The organism is Cohnella fermenti (assembly GCF_004801405.1).
GTDB lineage: Bacteria > Bacillota > Bacilli > Paenibacillales > Paenibacillaceae > Cohnella > Cohnella fermenti.
This window is the reverse complement of record NZ_SSOB01000003.1, coordinates 126,626-149,633: the sequence shown is the minus strand read 5'-3', so window position 1 is coordinate 149,633 and position 23,008 is coordinate 126,626. Positions and strand designations below refer to the sequence as shown.

General features: G+C 60.1%; 19 protein-coding genes and 1 tRNA gene. 3 read left to right on the top strand and 17 right to left on the bottom strand.

Features of this window, described 5'->3' with window-relative positions:
• From hemB to E6C55_RS03605, 8 genes are all read right to left on the bottom strand, one after another.
• A complete protein-coding gene (hemB, locus tag E6C55_RS03640) occupies positions 1-987 on the bottom strand; it encodes a porphobilinogen synthase (protein ID WP_136368414.1) in 987 nt (328 codons plus the stop codon).
• A gap of 69 nt (positions 988-1,056) precedes the next feature.
• The gene (cobA, locus tag E6C55_RS03635; protein WP_136368413.1) at positions 1,057-2,589 is read right to left on the bottom strand and encodes a uroporphyrinogen-III C-methyltransferase; all 1,533 of its coding nucleotides are present in this window, start codon (positions 2,587-2,589) and stop codon (positions 1,057-1,059) included.
• Positions 2,590-2,592: 3 nt separating this feature from the next.
• Complete coding sequence (gene hemC / locus E6C55_RS03630; RefSeq protein ID WP_136368412.1) at positions 2,593-3,531, bottom strand: hydroxymethylbilane synthase; 939 nt, start codon at positions 3,529-3,531, stop codon at positions 2,593-2,595.
• A 55-nt stretch (positions 3,532-3,586) separates the two neighbouring features.
• Entirely contained in the window at positions 3,587-4,246 is a 660-nt protein-coding gene (locus E6C55_RS03625) for a precorrin-2 dehydrogenase/sirohydrochlorin ferrochelatase family protein (RefSeq protein ID WP_136368411.1), read from the bottom strand.
• A gap of 70 nt (positions 4,247-4,316) precedes the next feature.
• A complete protein-coding gene (gene ccsA / locus E6C55_RS03620) occupies positions 4,317-5,141 on the bottom strand; it encodes a cytochrome c biogenesis protein CcsA (RefSeq protein WP_136368410.1) in 825 nt (274 codons plus the stop codon).
• Between the two features lie 45 nt (positions 5,142-5,186).
• Complete coding sequence (gene hemA / locus E6C55_RS03615) at positions 5,187-6,593, bottom strand: glutamyl-tRNA reductase (RefSeq protein WP_136368530.1); 1,407 nt, start codon at positions 6,591-6,593, stop codon at positions 5,187-5,189.
• 290 nt (positions 6,594-6,883) lie between these two features.
• Positions 6,884-7,282: an adenosylmethionine decarboxylase gene (gene speD, locus E6C55_RS03610; RefSeq protein WP_136368409.1), complete on the bottom strand. Its 399-nt coding sequence runs from the start codon at positions 7,280-7,282 to the stop codon at positions 6,884-6,886.
• 235 nt (positions 7,283-7,517) lie between these two features.
• Positions 7,518-8,414, bottom strand: a complete 897-nt coding sequence (locus tag E6C55_RS03605; RefSeq protein ID WP_136368408.1) for a TetR/AcrR family transcriptional regulator — start codon at positions 8,412-8,414, stop codon at positions 7,518-7,520.
• Positions 8,415-8,578: 164 nt separating this feature from the next.
• On the opposite strand from E6C55_RS03605, the gene E6C55_RS03600 reads away from it, so the two are divergent.
• Positions 8,579-10,078 (top strand): MDR family MFS transporter, encoded by a 1,500-nt coding sequence (locus E6C55_RS03600; RefSeq protein WP_136368407.1) that lies wholly within the window; start codon positions 8,579-8,581, stop codon positions 10,076-10,078.
• Between the two features lie 421 nt (positions 10,079-10,499).
• On the opposite strand, the gene E6C55_RS03595 is transcribed toward E6C55_RS03600, so the two are convergent.
• The 9 genes from E6C55_RS03595 to E6C55_RS03555 all read right to left on the bottom strand — a co-directional run bounded on the left by E6C55_RS03595 (position 10,500) and on the right by E6C55_RS03555 (position 22,142).
• Positions 10,500-11,090: a non-ribosomal peptide synthetase module gene (locus E6C55_RS03595; protein WP_136368406.1), complete on the bottom strand. Its 591-nt coding sequence runs from the start codon at positions 11,088-11,090 to the stop codon at positions 10,500-10,502.
• A 181-nt stretch (positions 11,091-11,271) separates the two neighbouring features.
• On the bottom strand, positions 11,272-11,889 hold the full coding sequence (gene yihA, locus E6C55_RS03590; protein ID WP_136368405.1) for a ribosome biogenesis GTP-binding protein YihA/YsxC: 618 nt from the start codon (positions 11,887-11,889) through the stop codon (positions 11,272-11,274).
• An 18-nt stretch (positions 11,890-11,907) separates the two neighbouring features.
• Positions 11,908-14,343 (bottom strand): endopeptidase La, encoded by a 2,436-nt coding sequence (gene lon, locus E6C55_RS03585; RefSeq protein ID WP_136368404.1) that lies wholly within the window; start codon positions 14,341-14,343, stop codon positions 11,908-11,910.
• A 188-nt stretch (positions 14,344-14,531) separates the two neighbouring features.
• Positions 14,532-16,331 carry an ATP-dependent protease LonB gene (gene lonB / locus E6C55_RS03580; RefSeq protein WP_230986515.1) on the bottom strand — a complete coding sequence of 600 codons (1,800 nt, stop codon included), beginning with the start codon at positions 16,329-16,331 and terminating at the stop codon, positions 14,532-14,534.
• Between the two features lie 153 nt (positions 16,332-16,484).
• A complete protein-coding gene (gene ispG / locus E6C55_RS03575) occupies positions 16,485-17,594 on the bottom strand; it encodes a flavodoxin-dependent (E)-4-hydroxy-3-methylbut-2-enyl-diphosphate synthase (RefSeq protein WP_136368403.1) in 1,110 nt (369 codons plus the stop codon).
• A gap of 140 nt (positions 17,595-17,734) precedes the next feature.
• Positions 17,735-18,994: an ATP-dependent protease ATP-binding subunit ClpX gene (gene clpX, locus E6C55_RS03570; RefSeq protein WP_136368402.1), complete on the bottom strand. Its 1,260-nt coding sequence runs from the start codon at positions 18,992-18,994 to the stop codon at positions 17,735-17,737.
• 11 nt (positions 18,995-19,005) lie between these two features.
• Positions 19,006-19,596: an ATP-dependent Clp endopeptidase proteolytic subunit ClpP gene (clpP, locus tag E6C55_RS03565; protein WP_136368401.1), complete on the bottom strand. Its 591-nt coding sequence runs from the start codon at positions 19,594-19,596 to the stop codon at positions 19,006-19,008.
• Positions 19,597-19,821: 225 nt separating this feature from the next.
• Positions 19,822-21,111 (bottom strand): trigger factor, encoded by a 1,290-nt coding sequence (tig, locus tag E6C55_RS03560; RefSeq protein WP_136368400.1) that lies wholly within the window; start codon positions 21,109-21,111, stop codon positions 19,822-19,824.
• A 116-nt stretch (positions 21,112-21,227) separates the two neighbouring features.
• Complete coding sequence (locus tag E6C55_RS03555) at positions 21,228-22,142, bottom strand: HEAT repeat domain-containing protein (RefSeq protein ID WP_230986514.1); 915 nt, start codon at positions 22,140-22,142, stop codon at positions 21,228-21,230.
• A gap of 208 nt (positions 22,143-22,350) precedes the next feature.
• On the opposite strand from E6C55_RS03555, the gene E6C55_RS03550 reads away from it, so the two are divergent.
• Positions 22,351-22,424 (top strand) — tRNA-Gly (locus E6C55_RS03550).
• A gap of 266 nt (positions 22,425-22,690) precedes the next feature.
• Positions 22,691-22,864: a sporulation histidine kinase inhibitor Sda gene (sda, locus tag E6C55_RS03545; RefSeq protein WP_136368399.1), complete on the top strand. Its 174-nt coding sequence runs from the start codon at positions 22,691-22,693 to the stop codon at positions 22,862-22,864.
• The last annotated feature ends 144 nt before the right edge of the window (positions 22,865-23,008 follow it).

The following is a 23,008-nucleotide window of genomic DNA, read 5'->3' as shown; positions in this document are numbered from 1 at the left end:
TTACGACCGCAGCCACCTGGCCGCATCCTTGGCGTGGTACGTGATGATCATGTCGGCGCCCGCCCGCTTCATCCCGGTCAGCGTCTCCAGCACGATGGCCCGCTCGTCGATCCACCCTCGCAGCGCCGCGGCCTTCACCATGGAATATTCGGCGCTGACGTTGTAGACGGCCACCGGCAGATCGAAGCGGTCCTTGAGCAGCCGGAGGATGTCCAGATAGGCGAGCCCCGGCTTCACCATCAGCATGTCCGCTCCCTCTTCGATATCGGACTGCGCTTCGCGAAGCGCCTCGCGCGCGTTCGCCGAGTCCATCTGGTACGTCTTCCGGTCGCCGAATTGCGGAGCCGACTGGGCCGCCTCGCGGAAAGGCCCGTAATAGGCGGAAGAGTACTTGACCGCATACGACAGAATCGGAATGTCCGCGAAGCCCGCTTCGTCGAGCCCCTTGCGGATCGCGGCGACGAAGCCGTCCATCATGTTCGACGGGGCGATGATGTCCGCGCCCGCCTGCGCCTGGGAGACGGCCGTGCGCACAAGCAGCTCAAGCGACTCGTCGTTGTCGACGACGGCGCTGCCCGCCGTATGATGCACCACGCCGCAATGGCCGTGATCCGTGAATTCGCACAGGCACGTATCGGCGATGACGACGAGCTCCGGCGCGAGCTCCTTGATCCGGCGGGTCGCCTGCTGAACGATGCCGTCCTCCCCGTATGCCCCCGTGCCGACGCTGTCCTTGTGCTCGGGAATGCCGAACAGCAGCACCGCCTGGATGCCAGCTTCCGTCAGCTCGCGCACCTCTTCCTCCAGCCGATCGATCGACCATTGATAGACGCCTGGCATGGACGGGATCTCGTTCTTGACCCCTTCGCCGTAGATCACGAAGATCGGCGCAATCAGATCGTTCACATGCAAGTAATGCTCGCGCACCAGGTTCCGCATCGCGGCGGAACTGCGCAATCGGCGATGTCGAATCGTTGGGAAGCTCATGCCTGTCATCTCCTTGTTCGTTCTAAAATTCCATTCGTTATGACTCCGTTCGTCGTCGTTCCAGTCCAATCAGAGGCTGTCGATCAGCGTCTGCACGAGGCCGTCAATCGTCGATGCTTCGGAGCAGGCGGCAACGGACAGACCGTACTTCTCCGCCGTCTTCGCCGTAATCGGACCGATGCAGACAAGCTTCGCCCCGGCCAGCAGCTCGGCCGGCGCTTCCTCGCCCATCCCCTTCAGCGCCTCGATCAGGTTCGTCACCGTAGAGGAGCTTGTAAACGTGACCGCGTGAATGCCGCCCTCCCGAAGAAGCTCCAGCAGGAACTCGTCCTTCCGTCCCGTCGGCACCGTCTCGTAGACGTCCACGGACACCGCCTCCACACCGAGAGCGCCCAGCTCCTTCGGCAGCAGCTCGCGGGCGAGATCCCCGCGCGGCAGCAGCGCCTTCTGCCCGGCCTTCACGCGCCCGCCGAGACTGTCCAGCAGGCTCTCCGCGTGGAACTTCTCCGGCAGCGGGCACGGCGTGATGCCCCGCGCGCGCAGCGCCTCCGCCGTCTTCGGCCCGACGGCCGCGAACTCGGCCTTGTGGAAGCGGCGAATGTCCGTGCCGGTCCGCTCCAGCCAGCGGAAGAAATACTCGACTCCGTTCACGCTCGTCAGCACAACGAGGTCGTACGCTTCGGCGCAAGCCAGCGCCTCGCGAATCGCTTGAACGGCTTCCGGCCGCTCCGGCAGCCGCGTCTCGATGACCGGGAACTCGTAGGGCTCGCCCCCGAGCTCGTCGATGCGGTCCGCCAGCTCGCTCGCCTGCGACCGGGCCCTGGTGACGAGAACCCGCCGGCCGAACAGCGGCTTCCTCTCGATCCACTGCAGCTCCTCGCGCTGCTTCACGACATCGCCCACAACGATAACGGCCGGAGGCTGGAAGTTCGCCTCCTTGACCTTCGCCTCGATGTCGGCCAGCGTACCGACAAGCGTCGCCTGCTCGGCTCTCGTTCCCCAGCGCACCAGGGCGACCGACGTCTCCGGGGGCCTCCCGTACCGGATCAACTGCTCGCTGATGTAGCCGATCTTCGCGACCCCCATCAGGAAGAGCAGCGTCCCCGTCGCGTTCGTCACCTTGTCCCATTGAATCGAGCGATCCAGCTTGTCCGGGCTCTCATGCCCCGTGACGACGGAGAAGGAGGATGCCAGCTCCCGGTGCGTGACCGGAATTCCGGCATACGCTGGCACCGCGATCGCCGACGTGATGCCCGGAACGATCTCGTAATCGATCCCGTGCTGCCGCAGCAAGCCCGCTTCCTCTCCGACGCGGCCGAAGACGGTCGGGTCCCCGCCCTTCAGCCGGCATACCGTCTTGCCTTGGAGCGCCAGATCGACCAGCAGCCGATTGATCTCCTCCTGCTTCATCGTATGGCGGTCGGGACGCTTGCCGACGTAGATTCTCTCCACATGATCCGGAATCCGGTTCAGCAGTTGCGGTCCGGCCAGCCGGTCGTAGACGACGACCTCGGAGCGCTGAAGCGCCTCGAGGCCCCGCACCGTGATCAGCTTCGGATCGCCGGGCCCCGCCCCGACCAGATATACTTTGCCTGTGGGCATCGCCTATTCCCTCGCTTCGTCCAGAATTCGGTCCGCGCCTCTGGCGAGCAGCTCCTTCGCCACTTGGCTCCCAAGCTCGAACGGGTCGGTGCCCGTCGCCTCGGCGCGCAGCACCGAGCTGCCGTCCGGGGAAGCGACCATCGCCGTCAGCTTGATCGCCGAGCTGGCGTCGCCCGAGGCCGCTTCGGCATAAGCGCCGATCGGCACCTGGCAGCCGCCGTTCAGCAGCCCGAGGAAGCGGCGCTCCGCACGCACCGCGCGCTCCGTCCGCGGATCGTTCAGCAGGGCGAGCAGCGCCGTCACCTCGGCGTCGTTCTCGCGGCATTCGATCGCCAGCGCCCCTTGGCCGACGGCGGGAAGGCAATCTCCCGGCTCGATCAGCGCCGTGATCCGATCTCCCCAGCCCATTCGCCTGAGGCCGGCGGCAGCGAGCAGAATCGCGTCGAAGCCTTCCGTCTCCAGCTTCTTCAGCCGGGTGTCGATATTGCCGCGCAGCGATTCAATCTTAAGATCCGGACGGAGCGCCATAAGCTGGGCTCCGCGCCGAAGGCTGCTCGTCCCCACCTTGGCTCCCTCGGGCAGCTCCCGAAGCGAGCTCGCTTCCCGGCTGACGAGCGCGTCGCGCGGGTCCTCGCGCTCGGGCACCGCGCCGATGGTCAGCCCCTCCGGCAGATCGAAGGGCATGTCCTTCATGCTGTGAATGGCGCAATCGATCTCCCCGTCCAGAAGCGCCTGCTCGATCTCCTTGACGAACAGCCCCTTGCCGCCGACCTTGGACAGCGTGACGTCCAGAATGCGGTCGCCGCGCGTGACGATCGGCTTCACCTCGAACGCATAGTCGAGCCCGGCCGCGGCGCAAGCCTCCTTCAACCGGTCGATCGTCTGTCCCGTCTGGGTCATGGCAAGCGCGCTCTGTCTGCTTCCTACGATAATGGTACGCATGACGTCCTCCTGTATTGGAACGTAAGTGGTATGTAATGGCGAAGCGATCTGATCTCTATGTCTCTTTGTCCTTCTCTTTATCCAGCCGCAGCAGCAGCCCGAGCAGCTCGCCCTCCGGGACGTCCGCCGGGCACGCCTTCCACAGCTCGATCGCCCGGTCCGCGACGGCCTCCCGCAGCAAGCTCCGCCGCCGCGCCGGATCGCTCACGGAGGCGAGCACCGCCCGGCGCAGCTTATAGAGCTGCTCCGCGAGGCGGGCATACTCTTCCCCGTAGCGCTCGGACAGCTCCGCCGCGAGCCGGGAGGCGAACGCCGGCCCCGCTCCCGACGCGCTCACGGCGAAGAGGAGCCGGCCGCGGCGCACGACCGCCGGGGTGACGAAGTCCCCTTCGTCCCCCCGGTCGGCCAGGTTCGCCGGAATGCCGCGAGCTCTCGCCTCCTCCGCAAGGAGACGATTGATCTCCGGCTTGTCCGTTGCGGCGAACAGCAAGGCGGCGCCGTCGAGATCGCTTGGCTCGGCCGCCCGCTCTATCGTCCGAATTCGGCCTTCCTCCGCCCACCTCTTCAGTTGCGGCGCAAGCGTCGGCGCGACAACAAGCACGCTCGCTCCCGCCTCCAGCAGCCCCGCAGCCTTCCTCTCCGCCACCGCGCCGCCTCCCGCCACGACGCACAGCCGGTTCTCCAGATGGAGCACGACCGGGTATCCGGGTACCATTTTGGCCCACCTCGTCTTCCTGCCATCGCTCTTCTTCCAACAACCGCCCGTCTTCTGCAGCCAATAGCTTCTACAGCCAATTATGGAACTCCGACAGAGAACTCGCGAAGAAGCCGACGATCAGCAGCAGGTACCCGTACAGATTCCAGCGCGCCCCCTTCGTGCCGGCGTTCGGATTCGTCCCCTTGCGCACGAGATAGACGATGTACACGGCCGCAGCCGCGAACGACAGCAGCACCCGCAGGTCGAAGATCCGGGAATACCGCTCCTCCAGCAAGAACGCCGCCGTTCCCGTCGACAGGGAGATCAGCAGCAGCGGGACGCCGACGATGCTCGAATGGAACGAGATCTTGTCCAGCGTCTCCAGGCTCGGCATTCGCGTGATCAGCAGCCCGAACCGCTTCTTCTTCAGCCGCTCGTTCAGGAACAGATGCATTCCCGCCAGCAGCGCGGAGATCGTCAACGCGACGAATGCCAGGGTGACCATCGCCACGTGAATGATCAGCAGCCGGTGAGCGACCTCGCCCGATGCCAGCGACACGCCGCCTCCTTGCGGCCTTCCGAGCAGGTTGACCACGAACACCGCGAACGAGACGACGTTGACGAGCAGCACCAGCAGCTGCGCCTTGAAGAACAGATCGATGACGAAGGAGACCGACAGCAGAATCCAGGAGACGAAGAAGACGTATTCCTGGAACGTCACGTCCGGGTTGTCCAGATGGGAGAACAGCAGGTTAAGCAGGAAGAACGTCTGAAGGATCCATGCGAAAACAAGCAGCCCTGTGCCGATCCGTCTCCCGCTCCGCTTGCCATAGGCAACGTCGGATACGAAGAACAGCAGGCTCAGGGCGTAAATATACAGTACGGCATCGGTTAACCAATCGTTCGTCAACATTCGAGAGTCCCTCCCGTGTCCCTTCACGGGATATGAGGCGCTTCGTCAGCGAAGCGCTCCGGCTAATTGGGAGAGCAAGGAAGCGCCCGCCGTCTGCTTCTCGCCTGGCTTCGCTTCTCTGCTCGCGGAGTAATCGGCCGCGCGGGACTTCTCCTGCGCGTTCATCTCCGCCTTCAGACGGTCGACATCCTCCTCCAGGGCGAACAGCTCGGTGAAGGTGTCCATAACGGCCCCGCCGCGCTTCTCCGCGGACATCTCCTTGACCTTCAGGATCGGGTCGTGAATAACTTGATTGAGCATGCTCTTGGTCAGCTTGCTGATGACCTTGATCTGGTGCTCGTCCAGATCGGGCAGCTTGCGAAGCAGGCTCTCCATCGTCCGTTCGTGGACGGAAGCCGTCTTCTCCTGCAGCCCGCGGATCAGCGGGGCGACCCCAAGCGTCGCATACCACTGGCGATAGGCTTCCCGCTCGTCCGAGATCATCGTCTCGATCAGCTCCGCTTCCTTCTTGCGCTTCGATAGATTCGTCTCCACAATGCCCTCCAGATCGTCGATGTCGTAGAGGAACACGTTCGCAAGTCCCGCGATCGCCGGATCGATGTCCCGGGGCACGGCAATGTCGATCAGGAACATCGGCTTGCCCTTCCGCTTCTGCATCGCTCTCTCCACGATGTCCTTGCTCAGCATGTAGCGGTTCGCGCCCGTGCTGCTGATGACGATGTCCGCCTCGTGCAGCTTGTCCATGGCGGCTTCCAGGGGCATCGCAATGCCGTCGAACTTATCCGCCAGCTCCTCGGCCCGGGAGAAGGTCCGGTTCACGACCCACACTTCCTTCGCTCCGTTCGAGCTCAGATGGCGCGCCGTCAGCTCGCTCATCTTGCCGGCCCCGAGAATCATGACCTTCTTGTTGTCAAACCGTCCGAAGATCCGCTTGCCGAGCTCGACCGCCGCATAGCTGACCGAGACGGCGTTCTCGCCGATCGACGTCTCGCTGTGAGCCCGCTTGGCGACGGTGATCGCCTGCTTGAACAACTTGTTGAACAGCGTTCCGGTTGCGCCCTGCTGCTGGGCGAGCAGGAACGCGTCCTTCACCTGGCCGAGAATCTGCGTCTCGCCGATCACCATGGAATCGAGGCCGCACGCCACCTTGAACAGATGCTCGATCGCCTGATCGTCCTCGTACATGAACAGGTAAGGATTAAATTCCATCCGCGGGACGTTGAACCACATCTCCATGAAGGAGCGGATGAAGTGCCCGCAGAGCGTATGCCGATCCACGACAGCGTAGATCTCCGTACGGTTGCAGGTCGCAACGATGACTCCTTCGAGGATGCCCATCGTGCGTCTGAGTGCCTTCAGCGCTTGAGGAAGGTCCTGCTCCGCTAACGCGAACTTCTCCCGTACCTCGACGGGCGCCGTCCGGTAGTTCAAGCCGACCACGATCAAATGCAAGGCCATTCACCTGCCTTTCCGTAAGAGTGCTGCACGCTGCAATTAACTTTCATTATTATAGCATAGTTGTCGCGCACGTCATGAAGGTTTTATGAAAAGTTTGCGAACATGCGAATTCGCGCTTGCCAGTCCATGCAATCCCGTATTTTACCTATTGTTGCCCGAGCGGCGATCATCTTATTCGGGGACGGACGCGGAACGCATAGGAAAAAGCCATAGGAGAACCCCCATGGCTTTGTTGAATTCGCAGCGTCGTTATTGTATGCCGGAACCGTTCGGCCAGCTTCGGATTAAACCAGCTCCGCTTGCTTGCGGGCCGGATCTTCGACCTTGATCTCGCCGAGTCCGCGGACCAGCTTCTTGGCGTGTGTGCTGACCGGCTTGAGCACGCCAACCAGGTAGTCGATCGCAAGCTGGGGATCGACCGTCTCGCCGCATGTGTAGCAGTCAATTGCGGCAAAACCTCTCTCCGGATACGTATGAATGGAGAGGTGACTCTCCGACAACAGAACGAGAACCGTCGCGCCTTGCGGCTCGAATTGCCTGGCCTGAACCGAGAGAACGGTTGCGCCGCAGCTTTCCGCAGCTTCAACCATGTGCGACTGGAGAACTTCCGCGTTGTTCAATAGGTCGAATTCGACACCCCAAGCATCAACCGTAACGTGTCGCCCGAAAGTAGAGTATTCCATCTTCCGGTTCCCCCTTCCTAGGAATAAAATGTGAAGCTCGATTTCATCCGCTAGGACCTACGTCATTCACTTCTCGAGGGAAATTGCATCTCACCGCAATCCATTCCTGAGTGAATCCTGGTTCCTATTGTGTTGTCAACGAAACTAAAAATAACATCTATTCGCCCGAATTGCAACTCCTTTTTATGGGTGAATTTCCAATTTGGACATGCACGCACATACCCGCCGATCAAGCTCAGGATTTCACCAGTTTCTCCACCCACATCCGCATCTGGAGCGCATACGGCTCGAGCTCGCGCTCCTTCGCCAACTCGTTCAGCAGAGCCAGCAGCAGGAACCTCCGGGGCTCCGGGTTCTCCCCCTCCTGCTTAAGCAGCTCCACCACCTGCTCGAGGTCCCGCTTGCGGGAATTCGGCACCTGCAGCTCCGCAATCGTAGACGCAATCCGCTCGAGCACAAGATTCTTGCACCGTTGCGCCGTCTCGCGCAGCGTCTCCGGCGAGCACGACGCGATCTCCGCCATCAACGTATCCGTCAGCATCGGCTTGACTTCGCGCTTCAGCAGCCCTTGCACCAGATCGTCCATCCGCTCCGCGATATAGGGCGACAATTCCTGTACGCTTAGCGGCTTGCCCGATGCCGCAACCTGGAACAGAAATTCCTTGGCCATGGCGGTGAGCATAACGACGGCGTCCCAGGAGAGCTGCCTCAGCTCTTCCCCGTACTGCCGAACGAGCAACTCGCGATTGTAATTCATAAGGCGGGCGCGCATCTGGAAAAGATAGGGACCGATTCGATCATTCTCCTGCGGCATCCGTTCGCCGCGAGCATTTGTTACGAAGAGCTTGTGCGTAAGAAGGAACTGCAATTGGCGCTCGATCTCGGCAACGTACCTCTCGCGGGACGAGAGCGACGCAGCTTCATGGATGCGCTCCATCTGTTCGATCATCTCCAGCCGCCGCTCCTCCAATATTTCAATGAAGAGATCTTCCTTGGATGAGAAAAATTTGTATAACGAGCCTTTGGCGATGCTGCAATCGTCCGCGATATCCTGAATCGAAGTCGCGTCGTAGCCCTTCTCCGTGAACAGCCGCTCCGCGGACTCCACGATTTTTTTCTTCATGATACTCATGGACGACCCTCCGTTTGCAAAAATAGGGGTTGACAAAGCTTTCCGAAAAGGATAAAACTAGGCCACGGACATTTTTGACCGTTCGGTTCTACAGAAAACCATACGGTCAAGATATCGCAAATGAGGGAAATCGTCAACGGTTCCCCAGGAAAGAAGGTTAATTTATGGCAACCGATTCCGTATCAAGCTCACCGAGCGCCGCGCCGTTCTCGATGAAAAAACTGCTCCCGCCGCTCCTTGCCATCATCCTCGGCATGTTTATGGTTATTCTCGATACGACCGTCGTGAATGTCGCGCTGCCGACTCTGGTCGACGACTTCGGCAGCACACTCCATGCGCTGCAGTGGGCCGTCACCGGCTATACGCTGGCGCTGTCGGCCGTCATCCCGCTCGCCGGCTGGATGACCGACCGGTTCGGCTCCAAGCGGGTATTTATCGCCTCCATCGCCCTGTTCACGGCAGGCTCCGCTCTGTGCGCGCTCGCCGGAAGCCCGGAGCAACTCGTCTTCTTCCGCGTGCTGCAAGGACTCGGCGGCGGCATGGTCGCACCGATCGGCATGGCGATGGTGTTCAGAATCGCACCTCCGGAACACCGGGGATCGGTCATGGGCACGCTCGGCATCCCGATTCTGATGGCTCCGCCGCTTGGCGCGGTGCTGTCGGGCTACTTCGTCGAATACGTGTCGTGGCAGTGGATCTTCCTCATCAACGTGCCGATCGGCATCGCCGCGATTATCGTCGCCCTGCGGTTCCTGCCCGCGTTCGCGGCCGGCAAGGCGCCGGCGCTCGACATTCTGGGCATGATCCTCGGGCCGATCGCCTTCGCCCTGCTCGCATACGGCGTCAGCGAGGGCGGGAGCGACTGGGGCTCCGCTGGCGCGCTGACCGGCAGCATCGGAGGCAGCATCGCGCTGCTGCTGTTCATCGCGGTCGAGCTTCGCCACCGCCAGCCTCTGTTGGAGCTGCGCGTGTTCCGCTCTTTCGCCTTCTCGCACGGCATCATCCTGTCCTGGATTCTGTTCGCCGCCCTCTTCGGCTCGATTCTTCTCGTTCCGCTTATGCTGCAGCAGGTCAAGGACTATACCCCATTCCAGACGGGACTTATCCTGGTCCCGCAGGCACTCGGCTCGATGCTGTTCATGCCGATCGGCGGACGGCTCTTCGACCGCATCGGCGCGCGGCCGATCGTCATCGTCGGCACCGTCTTTATCTCCTCGGCTCTGCTCCTCATGTCGCAGATCACGCTTGAGCGCCCGCTCTGGGTGATCATGCTGAACCTGTTCCTGCTTGGCGCGGGCATGGGGCTGTCGATGATGACGATGAACACGTATCTGCTGAACACCGCGCCGCGCGACCTGGTCGGACGGGTCACCCCGTTGACCAACTCGGCCCAGCAGGTTATCGTCTCCTTCGCAATCGCCGGGCTGACCGGCTATCTCTCCAGCCACTCGGCCCAAGTCATGGAGGCGTACAAGGGACCCAATCCGCTGGAAGCGGCCATCGGCGCCTTCGGCGACACCTTCCTCGTGACGGCAAGCCTCGCGCTGTGCGGCTTCGTGCTGAGCTGGTTTATCCGCCGCATCAAGCCGACTGCACCGCAGCAGCAAACGAGCGAACACCAGAACGCGCCTCGCCCCGAGGAGACGATGCTGGCTGGACATTGATAACTCTATTATAATCGAACATCAGGGATAATCGAACTTTAAGGCGCAATTGAAAGGCGTAATCGAACATCAGGCTAATCTTCAGCCTCTCTCTCGGGGGTTGAGGATTAGCCTTTGGGCCCGATTGGCGGGCGGTTCGGACTGCGCTTGGGGCTTGGAGCTTGGAGCTTGGGGGTTGGGGCGAGACATTTTATATGATTTTTCACATTCGTTGGCCCGGAATGGTGGAAATCACGGCGTTTTATGTGATTTTTCGCATATATACGGAAGCTCGGGCCGGAATCCCCTCCATAAATGTGGTTTTTCGCATAAAATCGTCCAAAGTACCCGTCGTCGGCGCGCGCCAATGTGGTTTTTTACATAAAATCCGGCAATATAAAGAAGCCTTCCTGGGAAATCCGGACAGGCTTCTTGTTGTTGATTAAGCTTCCAGAGCGAACAGCAATTGGCTGTGACGCTTCAATCGGGCATCGATCTCGGCGATCTCCGCCTCCGCAACCGCACGGTTCCGCAGGTCCAGCAGCTCGTTGACCGACTGCCAGGCGATCCCGATCTCCCGTTCCACGTCGCACAGCTTAAACTGCTCTTCCATCAAGCCAATCGAATTGCGCTGCTCGAACACGGTGCGAATCTCGCCGCCCTTGCATTCCGCAATCCGGACTACCTTGCCGCTTCGATAATGGTACACCATCGTAAAACCGGTATAGATTCGATTGACGACCGCATCTCCCCGGAAGGTCGATACGAGCTTGCGCAGGAAGTTCGTCAACCTCGGCTTAACGACCCGGCAGCTCAAGGCGCATACATATATTCCGTTCTCGCGCTCGAAGCTCAAGCGGAGCGATTCGCCTGCGGAATCGTCCTCGAGAACCCATTCGTGGCTCCCCGTATCCAGCACGAACACTTGATGGCGCAGCTCCAGCGAATCGCTCAGAGCGAAGAGGGCTTGCATGTCGGCTTCCGTCAGCTTCAAGGTTGCGTTCACATACTCCGTGGCTACTCGCTCAGCCATAAGAGATCTCCTCAATTCCATTTTCCTGCAAGGTTGTATCGCACGATTCTTTATTCATTATACGATAATTGCGGGAACGTTTCTTGCTTGCGAGCCGCGAATTTCAAGGATAAACGCTTAAAATTCGAACTGTCCGGGATTTACCGCGAGCTATTGCCCGTTATCCTCGATTTCCTGCGGGTCATTCTGCGGATTCCGCGGGAGTCTCGCCGGGCAAACCGGCCGCTTGCTCGATAATGCTCCATAATTCGTCCCTTCCTTGACCCGTCTCCGAGGAGAAGAGCACAAGCGGCTGCCCCTTGGGCATGCCGAGCGTCTCCCTCACGATCTTGCCGTGCTTCGGCATCTGACTCTTCGTGAGCTTGTCCGCCTTCGTTCCGACGATACAGATCGGAATGCCGTAATGCGAGAGCCACTCGTACATCGAGACGTCGAGCGCAGTCGGAGGATGCCTCAGATCGACGAGCTGAAGAACAAGCTTCAAGGGCTCCCGCTCGCGGAGGTAATTCTCGATCATGCGTCCCCATGCCTCGCGTTCCGTCTTCGATACCTTCGCGTAGCCGTAGCCGGGAACATCGACGAAGAACAGTTCTTCGTTGATGCGATAGTAATTGAGCTGCTGCGTCTTGCCGGGCTGGGAGCTCGTCCGCGCCAGGTTCTTGCGAAGCAGCAGCTTGTTGATCAGCGACGACTTGCCCACGTTCGAGCGACCTGCCAGAGCAATCTCCGGCAGGCCATCGTCCGGATATTGCTTCGGACTTACCGCGCTGATAACGAATTCGCTGGATTTAATTTTCATAAGGTCGCCATTCTCCTGTCAATGTGCGCCGAGAGGCGGAATGTCTCCGGCGTCTTCGGGCGCGCCCCCGAGGGCAACGTTCTCCGCCGACAGCGCCTCCGATTCGTCGCCTTCCCCGAGGCTCGGCAGCGGATCGGACAGAGCGTGCAGCAGAACCTCGTCCAGGTGGGCAACCGGAACGAACGTCATCTCCTGCATGATGCTGTCCGGAATGTCGCGCAGGTCCCGTTCGTTGTCCTTCGGAATAAGAACCTTCTTGATGCCGGCGCGATGGGCCGCAAGCGACTTCTCCTTGAGCCCGCCGATCGGCAGCACCCGGCCGCGCAGCGTGATCTCTCCGGTCATCGCGACCTCGCGGTTCACCCTGAGGCCGGTAAGCGCCGAGACGAGCGCAGTCGCCATCGTGATGCCGGCGGAAGGTCCGTCCTTCGGAATCGCTCCCTCGGGAATATGAATATGAATATCGTTCTTCTCATGGAACTGGGGATCGATTCCCCATTCCTTCGACCGGCTGCGGATATAGCTGAACGCCGCCTGCGCGGACTCCTTCATGACGTCGCCGAGCTTGCCCGTAAGCGTCAGCTTGCCCGCCCCCGGCATGACCGTCACCTCGATAACGAGCGTGTCGCCGCCGACTTCGGTCCAGGCCAGCCCGGTAACGGCTCCGATCTGGTCCTCCAGCTCGGCCATGCCGTAGCGGTACTTGGACGGCCCGAGGTATTCCCTCAGCTTCGCCTCGTCGATGACGATCGGCGCCGCCTCCGGATTCGCGACGATCTCCTTCGCCGACTTGCGGCAGATCGCGGCGAGCTGCTGCTCGAGATTGCGCACGCCCGCTTCGCGGGTGTAGTCGCGAATAAGCATCATGAGGACGTCCGTGTCCATGGTCATCTGCTCCGGCAACAAGCCGTGGTCCTTGATCTGCTTGGGAAGCAAGTGCCTGCTTGCGATCTCCAGCTTCTCAAGCTCGGTGTAGCCCGGGATGTAGAGAAGCTCCATCCGGTCGAGCAGCGGACGCGGAATCTGATGAACGGCGTTCGCCGTCGTAATAAACATGACCTTCGAGAGATCGAACGGCATCTCGACGTAATGGTCGCTGAACGTAGAGTTCTGTTCCGGATCGAGCACCTCCAGCATGGCCGAGGCGGGATCGCCGCGGAAGTCCATCGCCATCTTGTCGATCTCGTCGAGCAGGAACACCGGATTCTGCGTGCCCGCCGTGCGCATGCCCTGAATGATTCGTCCCGGCATCGCCCCGACGTACGTGCGGCGATGTCCGCGAATCTCCGCTTCGTCCCTTACTCCGCCGAGCGAGATTCGCACGAACTCCCGGCCGAGCGACTTCGCGATCGAGCGGCCGAGCGACGTCTTGCCGACGCCCGGAGGACCGACGAGGCACAGGATCGGCCCCTTGAGCTTCTTGACAAGCTGCTGGACGGCGAGGTATTCGAGCACCCGCTCCTTCGGCTTGTCGAGACCGTAATGCTCTTCGGCGAGCAGCTTCTCCGCGTCTGCGATATCGAGGTGATCCTCCGTCTCCTTCGTCCACGGCAGGGCGAGCAGCCATTCCACATAGGTGCGGATGACTCCGCCTTCCGCAGAGGAGGCGGGCATCTTCTCGAGGCGATCGATCTCCTTCATGACCTTGGCGGCGATCTTCTCGGGGAGCTTCGCCTCTGCGAGCTGATTCCGCAGCTCCTCGACCTCGCCGGCGCGCCCTTCCTTCTCGCCGAGCTCCTTCTGGATCGCCTTCATCTGCTCGCGCAAGTAGTATTCCTTCTGCGTCTTCTCCATCTGCTTCTTGACGCGCTGGCTGATCTTGCGTTCCAGCTCGAGCACCTCGCGCTCGTTGTTCAGGAAGTCGAGCAGCTTCTCCAGGCGCTTGCGGACGTCGACCGTCTCGAGAATCTCTTGCTTGTCTTTGATCTTCAGCGAGAGATGGCTTGTGATCACATCGGCGAGACGGCCCGGCTGCTCGATATCGGAGACGGCGGCCAGCGTCTCGGGCGTGACCTTCTTCGAGAGATTGATGTAGTTCTCGAACTGGCTGAGCACGGCGCGCATCAGCGCGTCCAGCTCGGGGTCCGAACCGTTCTGCTCGCCCAGCTCCTTCACGACAACCTCGTAAAATTGCTCGTTAGGCAAATATTGCTCGATCTCGGCGCGGGTGACCCCTTCAACCAGCACGCGGATCGTTCCATTCGGCAGTTTAAGCATCTGTCTGACTTTGGCGATCGTGCCTACCTTGTAGATATCCTCTTGCGTCGGCTCCTCGATGTTCACTTCGGACTGCGAGCAGAGAAGGATCATGTGGTCGTCGATCATGCATTGCTCCAACGCCTTGATCGACTTCTCCCGTCCGACGTCAAGATGCAGCACCATGCTGGGGTAGACAAGGAGCCCTCTCAGGGGCAGCAGGGGCAGGGTACGGCTTTTGGATTTAGGCGAACCCATGATCCGACACCTCCAAAGATGTAATAAATAAGCTTGAGATCGGCTTCTTCAGTCATTGTATCAAATGTTATCGGCAGTCGCAAAAAAGCCCGCCTCACTCGCCTATGGCAAGAGAAGGACCAAACGGCACGAATCGGCCGCTTGGTCCTGGAAGCGCAAGCCGTTATGAGGTTGTCGCGAGGGTCGGATCAGCCCGGCGCCGTCGCGCCCGGAGCGCCCGCAGACGGATTCGCGTGCCCGCCCGGCGGATAAATCGGCGGCGCGGCAAGCTCGGCCTGCGGCGCGAGACCTCCCGCGTGAAGAACGGAGATCGGGACCGCGGCGAACGGCTCGACCGCCGCCCGCTCGGCCTCTTCCTTCTTCGAGCTCTGCATGAAGGTCTCTCCGAACACGCGGGCGTACACTTCCTCGATCGTCTCGACCGGGATGACCTTCACCCCTTCGAGCCCCTCGAAGATGGCCTGCCAGTTCTCCTTCGGGACGAGCACCGTCTCGGCGCCCGCCTGGAACGCCGCCTCCACCTTGGCGATGACGCCGCCGACCGGCTTCACGCGGCCGTGGATGCTGATCTCCCCCGTCATCGCCAGCTTATTGTCCACCGGCCGTCCCGTGATCGCCGAGGCGATCGCCACCGTCATCGCGATGCCGGCCGAAGGCCCGTCGACCGGCGTTCCTCCCGGGAAGTTGATGTGCAGGTCATAGTTCTCCGGCCTGAGCCCGAACTTGCGCGCGATCGTCAGCACGTTGTCGACGGAGCCCTTGGCCATGCTCTTGCGGCGCAGCGTCCGCCCGCCCCCGCCCAGCTCCTCCTCGTCGACGACGCCGGTGATCGTGAATTGCCCTTTGCCCGGCGCGGCGGGCATCGCGGTCACTTCGATCTCGAGCAGAGCGCCCATGCTCGGTCCGTACACGGCCAGCCCGTTCACGAGCCCGACTTGCGGCTCCGACGGAATCTTCCGATCCGGGCGCGGCGGAAGCTGGCTGCTGTTGACGACCCACTCCACGTCGGATGCCGAGATGCCCTGACGGTTCTCCGACAGCGCAAGCCCTGCCGCGAGCTGGATGATGTTGACCGCCTCGCGGCCGTTCGTCGCGTATTGCTTCACGACTCCTACCGCATCCGGCTGCGGCGGGAAGCCGATCTTCGCGATCGCGTTCTCTGCGATCTGACCGATTTCGGACGGAAGCAGCGGACGGAAGTAAATCTCCATGCAGCGGCTTCTCAGTGCCGGAGGCAGCTCGTTCGGGGACCTGGTCGTCGCGCCGACGAGACGGAAGTCCGCCGGCAGGCCGTTCTGGAAGATGTCATGGATATAGAGCGGAATGTTCGGGTCCTCCGCATGGTAATAAGCGCTCTCGAGATACACCTTGCGATCCTCGAGCACCTTCAGCAGCTTGTTCATCTGGATGGGATGCAGCTCGCCGATCTCGTCGATAAACAGAATGCCTCCGTGCGCCTTCGTGACCGCTCCGGGCTTCGGCTGCGGAATACCGGCCACTCCCATCGCTCCCGCGCCCTGATAGATCGGATCGTGCACCGAGCCGATCAGCGGGTCGGCGATGCCGCGCTCGTCGAAGCGGGCGGTCGTCGCGTCGATCTCGGTGAACTTCGCATCGAGCCGGAAGGGGGACGCCGAATTCTTCTTCGCTTCCTCGAGCACAACCCGGGCCGCAGCGGTCTTGCCCACGCCGGGCGGGCCGTAAACGATGACGTGCTGCGGATTGCCGCTGCACAGAGCCGCCTTAAGCGCTCTCAGCCCTTCCTTCTGCCCGACGATATCGCTCATCGAGGCAGGGCGCGTCTTCTCAGACAGCGGCTTCGTCAACGAGATCGAACGAAGCTTGCGCAGCTTGTCCATCTCCTTGCGCGATTCCCGGTCGACGGCCGTCCGATTGCTTTTCTGATTGCGAAGCAGATTCCAGAAGTAGACGCCGATAACGACGGCGAAGAACACTTGCACCAACATAAGCAGCGTACCTAAGGTCAATTCGATCCCATCCTTTCCGTGCATAAAAAAACCGGCATCCGGGCTACTACATGGTAGTATTGCCCGAATCCCGGCGGATATAGTCATGGAAGCCCTTAAAGCTCGTGAATTGGCGGCAACACGCGAGTTCGCGAATCGCCTCCCGGAATTTTCTCAGTGCGGCTGGTGCTGCTTGCGTCCGGGAATCTCTCCCGTCTCGGCGTATACGGCCGCAATGTGGTCGATCTCCTTCTTCAGCTCGGACACAAGATCGGCTTCGGGGATTTTGCGAACCATCTCCCCGTAGCGGAACAGCAGGCCTTCGCCGCGGGCGCCGGCGATGCCGATGTCCGCTTCCCTCGCTTCTCCGGGGCCGTTGACGGCGCAACCGAGCACCGACACCTTGATCGGCACCTTCAGCTTGGAGAGATACTCCTCCACTTCGTTGGCGACGGAGAACAGATCGATGTCGAGCCGTCCGCACGTCGGACAGGAGACAAGCGTCGGCGCGTCCGTGATCAAGCCGAACGTCTTCAGCAGCTCGCGGGCGACCTTGATCTCCTCGACCGGGTCCGCGCTAAGCGAGATGCGCATCGTATTGCCGATGCCGGCGTTCAGAAGCACGCCGAGTCCGGCCGCGCTCTTCACCGTTCCGGAGAACAGCGTGCCCGCTTCGGTAATGCCGAGGTGCAGCGGATACTTGATGATCTGGGCCGCCTTCGTATAAGCTTCGATCGCCATCGGAACGTCGGAAGCCTTCAGAGAGACGATGATGTCGTGGAAGTCGAGCTCCTCAAGAATTCCGATATGGAACAAGGCGCTCTCCACGATCGCATCGGCAGTCGGATAGCCGTACTTCTCGAGCAGATGGTTCTCCAGCGAGCCGGCGTTGACGCCGATCCGGATCGGAATGCCCTTCTCCTTGCACGCCTTGACGACGGCCTCCACCTTCTCGCGGCGGCCGATATTGCCCGGATTGATCCGTACCTTGTCGATGCCGTTCTCGATAGCCAGGAGAGCCAAGCGATAGTCGAAGTGGATGTCGGCGACGAGAGGGATCGAAATCCTCTTCTTGATCTCCTTGATCGCTTCCGCCGCTTCCTTGTTGTTTACCGTGACGCGAACGAGCTGGCAGCCGGCTTCTTCCAGCCGCTTGATCTCGGCTACGGTCGCCGCAACGTCGGCCGTCTTGGTTGTGCACATGCTCTGCAGCAGCACTTGGTTGTTCCCGCCGATCGTCAGGTTCCCCACCCGGACGGGCACGGTATCGGTACGTCTATACATGTCTCCCAATCTCCCCGTATACGCCAAATCCCACCCTCCGCTCGCGCGAACGCGAACTCGGGGTGGAACCGGCAGACTTCAACGCAGGTAAGCCGGCAACGTCGTTCCGCTCGCCAGGAGCCGGAAGCTTCCGCTTGTTCTTACGCGCTTTCTTCTTTTTTCTTGCCTTTCTTCGTCGTCAGCTCCGGAGCGATCTTCTCGCGGACGACCTTCTCGGTAATGACGCAGTTCGTCACGTCCTCGCGGGACGGGATCTCGTACATTACCTCGAGCAGGAAGCCTTCGATAATGGCGCGAAGACCGCGTGCTCCCGTGTTGCGCTTGATCGCCTCGCGGGCAATCTCCTCGAGCGCGCCTTGCTCGAACTCGAGCTTGACGTTGTCCATCTCGAGCAGCTTCTGATACTGCTTGACGAGAGCGTTCTTCGGTTCGGACAGAATCCGTACGAGAGCGGGCTCATCCAGCGGCTCCAGCGAGGAGATGACCGGCAGACGGCCGACGAATTCCGGAATCAGGCCGAACTTCAGCAGGTCTTCCGGCTGCACCAGGGACAGGTATTCGCCCGGCTTCAGATCCTTCTGGCCTTCGGCTCCGGTGCTGAAGCCGATGACCTTCTTGCCGATGCGGCGCTTGATGATCTGCTCCAGGCCGTCGAATGCGCCGCCGCACAGGAACAGGATGTTCGTCGTGTCGATCTGGATAAACTCCTGGTGCGGATGCTTGCGTCCGCCTTGCGGAGGAACGGAAGCGACCGTGCCTTCGAGAATCTTCAGCAGCGCCTGCTGCACGCCTTCGCCGGAGACGTCGCGCGTAATCGAAGGGTTCTCCGACTTGCGGGCAACCTTGTCGATCTCGTCGATATAGATAATGCCGCGCTCGGCCTTCTCCACATCGTAGTCGGCCGCTTGGATCAGCTTCAGCAGAATGTTCTCGACGTCCTCGCCGACATAGCCCGCTTCCGTCAAGGAAGTGGCGTCCGCGATCGCGAACGGAACATTCAGAATCTTCGCCATCGTCTGGGCGAGCAGCGTCTTGCCGGAGCCCGTCGGGCCGACGAGCATGATGTTGCTCTTCTGAAGCTCGACGTCCTCGATCTTGCTCTGCGAATTGATCCGCTTGTAGTGGTTGTAGACCGCTACGGAGAGGGACTTCTTCGCTTGCTCCTGGCCGATGACGTATTGGTCCAGGATGTTGCGGATATCCTTCGGCTTCGGGATATCCTTCAGATCGAGCTCTTCCTCGTGCCCGAGCTCCTCTTCCACGATCTCGGTGCACAGCTCGATGCACTCATCGCATATATAGACGCCGGGACCGGCGACCAGCTTGCGAACCTGGTCTTGCGACTTGCCGCAGAAGGAGCACTTCAGTTGGCCCTTCTCGTCGTTGAATTTGAATCCCATGGGATCACTCCTTAACCGTTGATGGGAGAGGCGATGACCTTATCCACAAGTCCGTAAGCGCGGGCATCCTCGGCGCTCATGAAGTTGTCGCGATCGGTATCCTTCTCGATGGTCTCGTAGCTCTGACCGGTACGTTCAACATAGATGCGGTTCAACTTCTCCTTGGTCTTGATAATCCAGTCGGCATGAATCTTGATGTCGGCTGCCTGCCCTCTGACACCGCCAAGCGGCTGGTGAATCATGATCTCGCTGTTCGGAAGCGCGAAGCGCTTGCCCTTGGCTCCCGCTGTCAGAAGCAAGGACCCCATGCTCGCGGCCATCCCGACGCAGATCGTGCTTACATCCGGCTTGATGAATTGCATCGTATCATATATTCCCATTCCGGCCGTAACGGAACCGCCGGGAGAATTGATATACAGGCTAATATCCTTCTCTGGATCATCTGCCGCCAGGAAAAGCAGTTGGGCAATGATGGAATTGGCTACATCGTCATCTATTGCACTTCCGAGAAAAATTATTCTGTCCTTGAGCAGACGGGAATAAATATCGTACGATCGTTCTCCGCGGTTCGTCTGTTCGACGACGATCGGTACCAAGTTCATGGATTCCAACCTCTTTTCTCTAATGGACTTAAATACATTTGGTGGACTTAAATGCAGTGGTGGCCTTGAATGCGTTGGACTTCGAGTATCGGTAATATTCTAACACGTTCAATGCGCAATGTCATGCGAGCGGAAAGTCCGTATTCGGATTCAGGCTTATGTAGGGTGAAAAACAAGGCACGCGGGAATGCCACGTGCCTTGTTCGATGTAGGTACCGATATCGATTACGCGTTCTTGCTGTTCTCAACGAGGAACTTAACCGCTTTGCGTACCTTCAGATCGGCTGTCAAGGTGCTGATGTAACCGTTCGAGGTGAAGATGTTGCGAAGCTCGTCCGCCGTGCGGCCGTACATCTTCGCGAGGTTCGCCAGCTCCTCGTCCAGCTCTTCGTCCGTTACTTCGAGGTTCTCAACCTTCGCTACTTCCTCAAGGACAAGATTGTTCCGGACGCGCTTCTCGGCGTCGGTCTTCATCTGACCCTTCAGCGCAGCTTCGTCCTGGCCGCTGAACTGGAAGTACAGCTCGAGCGTCATGCCTTGCTGGCGGATGCGGCTCTCGAAGTCCTTGAGCATGTTGTCGACTTCGTTATCGATCATCACTTCCGGCACGTCGACTTCCGCGCCTTCGGACGCTTTCTCGATGATGGCGGATTCGCGAGCGACTTCGGCATCCTTCACCTTGCGCTCCTTAAGCTTGCTCGACAGATCGGCTTTGTATTCATCCAACGTATCGAATTCGCTGACATCCTTCGCGAACTCGTCGTCGAGTTCCGGCAGATTCTTGCGCTTGATCTCGTGCAGCTTCACCTTGAATACGACAGGCTTGCCCGCGAGCTCCTCGGCTTGGTAGTTCTCCGGGAACGTCACTTCGATGTCCTTCTCTTCCGCGATGTTCAGGCCGACCACTTGGTCTTCGAAGCCCGGAATGAACGAGCCGGAGCCCAGCTCGAGCGAATAGCGCTCGCCCTTGCCGCCTTCGAACGGCACGCCGTTATCGAAGCCTTCGAAGTCGATAACCGTCATGTCGCCCAATTGAGCCGGACCTTCGTCGATCACGACGAGCTCGGCATGGCGCTGCTGCAGACGGTTCAGTTCGGCCGTCACTTCTTCTTCGCTGACTTCGGCGTCGGCGGCAGGAGCTTCCAGCCCCTTGTACTCGCCCAGCTTCACTTCCGGCTTGACGGTTACCTTGGCCTTGAACTTGAACGCTTGGCCCTTCTCGAATTGCTCGACGTCGACGCTCGGACGGTCGACCGGCACGATGCCGGTTTGGTCTACCGCATCGCTGTACGCGTCCGGCAGCAGAATGTCGATCGCGTCCTGATACAGGCTTTCTACGCCGAAGCGAGCTTCGAAGATTGCGCGCGGCACTTTGCCTTTGCGGAATCCAGGAACGTTAACCTTCTGCACGACTTTCTTGAACGCCTTGTCCAGCGCGCCCGCGACTTGCTCCGCATCGATCTCGACTTCGAGCAGACCGATATTCTTTTCTATTTTTTCCCAAGTTGCTTTCATAATTTGCATTCCCCTCCGAAGACGGCTTGCCGACCTGGCGGCAGCTTTACATAAACCATTCTATTATAAACAACCCTACTCATCATTTCAAGGGCCGAATGCTGCCACGTGTGCAATCATGCATCCGGGGCCAATTCGCCGGCATACATCCGCAGCCACCGCAGCGCCTGCTCGTAGCGGAACCGGAGATCTCCCGTTATGCCGTACTGCTCCCGCACCCAGTCGTCTCCCTGCTTCCCGTGCAGCTTCTCGGTGAGGAACTGGTGGACCGCCGCAGCCCAAGTATCGGTCGCCCCGTCCTCCTCCTCGATCATGTGCCGATAAATCGGCGTGCCGAAGGCGACCTGAATGCATTCCTTCCACATCTCCTCGGCGAAGTAGCTGAGCGTCGGATCGGACACTTCCGCAGTCTGACGCACGCGATCCAATACGTCCGACACCGCCGGCGGGAAATCCGCGAATTGCAGAGGAACCGCCTCCGCCTCCGCCTGCAGCAGCTCCCCGCCGCGAAGGAAATGAACGGCCCCCGCCGCCCCCTGCCTGCGAAGGGTCTGCAGCGCGCGGAATTGAACGATGGCGTGATGCTCCGAGTCAAGCAGCCACTTGCGAAGCGCGCCTTCGATCTCCGGATGCTCCACATAGGAGAGCTGCCCCAGAATCATCAGTTGCTGCTCCGGGTCCTCCGATCCGCCCAGCCCGGCGAGCAGCCTCGGAATATATTCGGCGTCCTGGCCCGTTCGCTCGGCAAGCCTCTGCCTCAGCGTCTCCTCCGCGTCTTCCTCCTCGTCCTCCAGCAGCGCTTCCCCGGAGAAGAAGCCTTCTCCCGCCTCCGGGAACGCCGCTTCCAGCCAGCCGAGCAGCGCCTGCCACTCCGTATGATGACGCTCCGCCTCGCCTCCGCACTGAAGCAGGAATTGGAGCAATCCCTTGGCGTCCGCGTATCTCTCGGTCTCGAGCATTCTCGTTAATTGTATCTGATAGTAATCCAACGTCTTGGGGAACAAGACCAAGTTATCCTTCGCTTCACTCACAAGGCGAACCCCTTCCTGTCGGCCGTCCGGCCTTCGGTTGCCGATTCCCCCGCATTATACCATGAACTTCTTCGAAAAAGGAAAATCCTCCAAATCTTCAAACGCGCATCGCATGGAACACATCGTATCGCTTGGAACGCCCATTGTTCGAACATGCATTGTCATGGCTCGGCGGGTATGCTATTATAATCTGCACGGGAACCATCCTGCGGGTGTAGTTCAATGGCAGAACGCCAGCTTCCCAAGCTTGAGGCGAGGGTTCGATTCCCTTCACCCGCTCCAGTTCATGCGACAGAAGCTCTGCGATGCAGAGCTTTTTTAGTTTGATTCCGCTTTGTCGACAGGGCTGGAATATACTTGATATTATTAGATAATTGCTGCAAATATTGATTCAAATTGGGCGAAAATGGACAAAAATCAAGTAGCGTCACAGTCGCACAGGTCCGTCTTGTTCAGATTGTTAACACTTCTCTAGCGGATTATCCATCTTTTTCTAACAATTGTCTGGTAGGCTGTCTCTATCAAGAATCGTTAGCGGAGGGATCCCCATGAGGAATATGGAGACGACTGTACATTCGCTCGACAACGAGAGGCTGCTGCACGAATTCCGGGACGCGTCGGAGCGTTCCATGGACGATGAATTCATCCAGATTCTCCTTCGGGAGATCAAGGAACGGCGGTTGACGATCGAAGAGGTCATTCGCGAGATCGGCTTGCATTGAGACCGGCAGTGTCACGGATTCGGGACCGGGCATAGGCTGATATCATCCTGATTGTGGAGGAATCGATATGGCCCTTGGCCCCTTCGGCCCATACCCGCCCTACCCGTATCCTTATCCGCCGTATCCGTACCCTTACCCGTACCC

Coding starts and splice junctions, on each gene's coding strand:
- sda (WP_136368399.1), top strand. CDS start 22,691: ATGAGGAATATGGAGACGACTGTACATTCGCTCGACAACGAGAGGCTG.
- E6C55_RS03605 (WP_136368408.1), bottom strand. CDS start 8,414: ATGAGTATCATGAAGAAAAAAATCGTGGAGTCCGCGGAGCGGCTGTTC.
- cobA (WP_136368413.1), bottom strand. CDS start 2,589: ATGCCCACAGGCAAAGTATATCTGGTCGGGGCGGGGCCCGGCGATCCG.
- clpX (WP_136368402.1), bottom strand. CDS start 18,994: ATGGGATTCAAATTCAACGACGAGAAGGGCCAACTGAAGTGCTCCTTC.
- lon (WP_136368404.1), bottom strand. CDS start 14,343: ATGGGTTCGCCTAAATCCAAAAGCCGTACCCTGCCCCTGCTGCCCCTG.
- tig (WP_136368400.1), bottom strand. CDS start 21,111: ATGAAAGCAACTTGGGAAAAAATAGAAAAGAATATCGGTCTGCTCGAA.
- ccsA (WP_136368410.1), bottom strand. CDS start 5,141: ATGTTGACGAACGATTGGTTAACCGATGCCGTACTGTATATTTACGCC.
- E6C55_RS03600 (WP_136368407.1), top strand. CDS start 8,579: ATGGCAACCGATTCCGTATCAAGCTCACCGAGCGCCGCGCCGTTCTCG.
- hemB (WP_136368414.1), bottom strand. CDS start 987: ATGAGCTTCCCAACGATTCGACATCGCCGATTGCGCAGTTCCGCCGCG.
- ispG (WP_136368403.1), bottom strand. CDS start 17,594: ATGTATAGACGTACCGATACCGTGCCCGTCCGGGTGGGGAACCTGACG.
- clpP (WP_136368401.1), bottom strand. CDS start 19,596: ATGAACTTGGTACCGATCGTCGTCGAACAGACGAACCGCGGAGAACGA.
- speD (WP_136368409.1), bottom strand. CDS start 7,282: ATGGAATACTCTACTTTCGGGCGACACGTTACGGTTGATGCTTGGGGT.
- hemC (WP_136368412.1), bottom strand. CDS start 3,531: ATGCGTACCATTATCGTAGGAAGCAGACAGAGCGCGCTTGCCATGACC.
- E6C55_RS03625 (WP_136368411.1), bottom strand. CDS start 4,246: ATGGTACCCGGATACCCGGTCGTGCTCCATCTGGAGAACCGGCTGTGC.
- yihA (WP_136368405.1), bottom strand. CDS start 11,889: ATGAAAATTAAATCCAGCGAATTCGTTATCAGCGCGGTAAGTCCGAAG.
- E6C55_RS03595 (WP_136368406.1), bottom strand. CDS start 11,090: ATGGCTGAGCGAGTAGCCACGGAGTATGTGAACGCAACCTTGAAGCTG.